The following is a 3299-nucleotide window of genomic DNA, read 5'->3' as shown; positions in this document are numbered from 1 at the left end:
AGACTCACCCAACGGGGCAGGAGCCGTCTTACATCCAAACGGCATCGCATCAGTAACCTGCTGAATCTGGGCATAGCCTGGGTTCACCAAATAGACCGGAATCTCGCCCAACTCCCTGGCCCAGCGGGTCAAGCGTTGTACCAGAAGCGGTCGGTCAAAAGGTTGGCAGTCCACTATCGAAATCAGCGGAGGGCCAATCCTTGAAACGGCCAACTCGCCCCATTGCTCAAACGGCCTCATACTCAATTCCTGGGAATAGCTTTCCTCCATTGCAAACCGCCTCAGACGGGCAAGCTTCTGCCCAAGGACATACTTTTGGGCGTTTTAGACTTCCTAGGGAATCACCCCCAGACCCATGTATCCGCCATCTGGCATGATGGGCCTTGAAGTCTGAGATGGTGCTACCTCACTACCATTCAAGCAGTAAAGCCGTGGCTGACCGTGTAACGTTCGACGAAGTTTGGGAGAACCCCGTCAGTGGTAGCAGCCGCATTGCCCGTCACTACATCCCGGCAGCGGTGAGCCTCGAAGCCGTCGCCTACTGCGAAAAGATGGTGGCTCAACTCGACCTCAATGATCTGCAACAAGCCCACGACCTGGCCATCCAAGCCACCCGCATTAAATTTGCCAAGGATTTACCCGCCCGCTAGTTGTACCCAGTTGGGGCACCAAGGACTAAACTCTCTCGGTAGGTCTGCTGGATTAGATGACCTTCTCATCAGTCCAAAATTAAGGATGCTAGTATGCCAACGCGTTACGATTGCATTGTGGTGGGAGCCGGATTGTCTGGGCTGGTGGCGGCCCGCAATCTCCAGAGGGCGGGGCACCGAGTTTTGGTGCTTGAAGCCCAGGAACGACTGGGGGGTCGGATGGTGGGTAAGACGTTGCCCTCAGGCCAGTGGATTGACTTGGGTGGGCAGTGGGTTGGCCCCACCCAGGATCGGTTTCTGGCGCTGCTCGACGAGTATGGGATTCGTCGGTTTCCCTTTCCCACGGCGGGCAAGAAGGTGCTGGTGTTTGATGGGAAACGCTACGAGTTTGATGGCTTCTTTGAGGGCTTTCCTGAAGGAGAGCCACCCTCGGTCAGCCCAGAGGAATGGCAGGATGCCATGGCGGCCTGGGCACGGTTTGAGGCGCTGGCTAAAACCCTAGCCCCCGGCCATCCTCGCCGCGATGCTCACACTCAATCCCTCGACCGTCAGACCTTTGCCCAGTGGATTGACGCCAATACCACCACGGCCTTTGGGCACTGGTACTTTGCCTACATGGTGCGCACGGTGGGTTTCCTTGGCCCCGCCGAACCGGGTCAGGTGTCGCTGCTGCATGTGCTCTGGGGCCATGTCTGCGCCTCCCAGGCCGAGTATCCCGAGGCGGAGCTCATCCATGGTGGAGCGGGCCAAGTCCCAGCCAAGCTAGCGGCGGAGCTAGGCCAGAATCTTCGCCTAGGGGAACCCGTTCTCCGCATCACCCAAGCCGAGGACAGCCTTGAGGTTGAAACCACAAAAGGCCGCTTTATGGCGCAGTATGCCGTGGTGGCGATGCCCCCTCACCTAGCGGGCCGCATAGTTTACGAACCGCCCCTGCCGCCCCTGCGTGCCCAACTGACCCAGCGAATGCCCATGGGCTGCTGCGCCAAGGTGCTGGTGGCCTACGACCGTCCCTTTTGGCGAAACCTGGGGCTGGCGGGGCTGGCGATAGGCAACTGCCCCTGGATTGAACTCTGCGCCGATAGCTCTGACCCTGAAACTGGGGTGGGGGTGATTGCGGCCTTTATCGTGGGCGACCGCTATGGCCGTTGGCAGGCGCTGGGGGAGGGATTGGATCCGGCGGAGCGGCGGCGACAACGGCAGGAAGCGGTGCTGGGGGATTTGGCGAGTTACTTTAGCCCAGAAGCCCTATCCCCAGTCTTCTACGAAGAAGCCGATTGGCCGAGTCATCCCTGGATTGGGGGCGGCTATGCGGCTTTCATGCCCCCCGGTGTGTGGACAAGCTATGGAGAGGCCCTTACTGCCCCGGTTGGGCGCATTTACTGGGCGGGGACTGAAATGGCAGAACGCTGGCCCGGTTTCTTCGATGGGGCCGTGCGTACCGGAGAAGCTGCTGCCGCCGCCATCCATGCCCTGCTGATCTGACCACCGCTGCTCCCCTGCGCCTCGGTAGCTGGAGAGTCCGTGCCACCGTCCAAGCTCTACACCCCACAGGAAACCTCGCAGTCTTTAAGATTGAACCGTAGCAGGAGGATCTATGCCACCACTGACAGGAACCATTGCCCTAGTGACCGGAACCACCAGAGGTCTAGGTAAAGGAATTGCCATCGGCCTAGGCGAGGCCGGAGCCACCGTCTATCTCACAGGACGAACGCTGACCGCTACCGAGGATGGCCTAGGCTCTCTAGAGGAAACCGCTGCTGCCGTAGACCAGGCGGGGGGTGTGGCGATTCCCGTCCAGGTAGACCACAGCGATGACCACCAGATTCAGGCGCTTTTTGACCGCATCGAGGCAGAGCAGGATGGCCGACTTGATGTGCTGGTGAACAATGCCTATGCCGGAGTGCCCGCCCTGCGTACGGCCTACGGCAAACCCTTCTGGGAATCTGAACCCACCTTTTGGGATGCCTGTAACCAGGTGGGGCTACGCAGTCACTATGTGGCCAGCGTCCATGCCGCAAGGCTGATGGTGCCCCGCCAGCGAGGGCTGATCTGTACCCTGTCGTCGTGGGGTGGGCTGTCCTACATCTTTGGTGTGCCCTACGGGGTAGGCAAAGCGGCCTGCGACCGGATGGCGGCGGACATGGCCGTTGAGCTAAAACCCCACAACATTGCCTCGCTCTCCATCTGGCCAGGGATTGTAGGCACAGAACTGATGACTCAATTTGCCGCAGAAATGGGTTTTGGGAATCGGTCAACCGGTGAGGCCGAGGCCATTCAAGAACCGTACAACTGGGAAACGCCCTTACTAACCGGACGGGTGATTGCGGCCCTCGCTGCCGATGGCCAGATTCTCCGTCGCACTGGGCAGGTGCAAATTGTGGCGGAACTGGCTAGAACCTATGGGCTGGTTGATGCCGATGGCCAGCGTCCAGCTTCTCTAAGATCCCTGCGGTTTGTGCTGCCCTACGCCGTACCTGGCCTGCGGCACTATGCCAACTGGGTGCCCGACCTAGAGCTACCCTGGCCCTTTTTGCTCCTAGGGCCACTGGGGTCTCCCAAGGCATGACGGGTGTCCTACAGCCCTGGGGTTGTCTGCTCAAACAAGGCGTGAAAATCCTCGGTGACAACGGCTCCAGGGGTGTCCGCTGG

4 protein-coding genes are annotated in these 3299 nt (G+C 60.0%); 3 read left to right on the top strand and 1 reads right to left on the bottom strand.

Annotated elements, in window-relative coordinates; translation table 11 throughout:
* Positions 1–270 (bottom strand): hypothetical protein (locus H6G62_RS27575; RefSeq protein WP_206755664.1); only part of this gene is annotated, 270 nt, incomplete at its 3' end.
* Between the two features lie 161 nt (positions 271–431).
* Here H6G62_RS27575 and H6G62_RS26415 point away from each other — a divergent pair.
* The 3 genes from H6G62_RS26415 to H6G62_RS26405 all read left to right on the top strand — a co-directional run bounded on the left by H6G62_RS26415 (position 432) and on the right by H6G62_RS26405 (position 3216).
* The gene (locus H6G62_RS26415; protein WP_190500737.1) at positions 432–650 is read left to right on the top strand and encodes a hypothetical protein; all 219 of its coding nucleotides are present in this window, start codon (positions 432–434) and stop codon (positions 648–650) included.
* A 93-nt stretch (positions 651–743) separates the two neighbouring features.
* A complete protein-coding gene (locus H6G62_RS26410) occupies positions 744–2132 on the top strand; it encodes a flavin monoamine oxidase family protein (protein ID WP_190500735.1) in 1389 nt (462 codons plus the stop codon).
* A gap of 112 nt (positions 2133–2244) precedes the next feature.
* Positions 2245–3216, top strand: coding sequence for an SDR family NAD(P)-dependent oxidoreductase (locus H6G62_RS26405; RefSeq protein ID WP_190500734.1), 972 nt, complete (start codon positions 2245–2247; stop codon positions 3214–3216).
* The last annotated feature ends 83 nt before the right edge of the window (positions 3217–3299 follow it).

The organism is Phormidium sp. FACHB-1136 (assembly GCF_014697375.1).
GTDB lineage: Bacteria > Cyanobacteriota > Cyanobacteriia > Phormidesmidales > Phormidesmidaceae > Nodosilinea.
The sequence above is the reverse complement of the archived record's forward strand: the minus strand, read 5'-3'. Positions and strand labels throughout refer to the sequence as shown.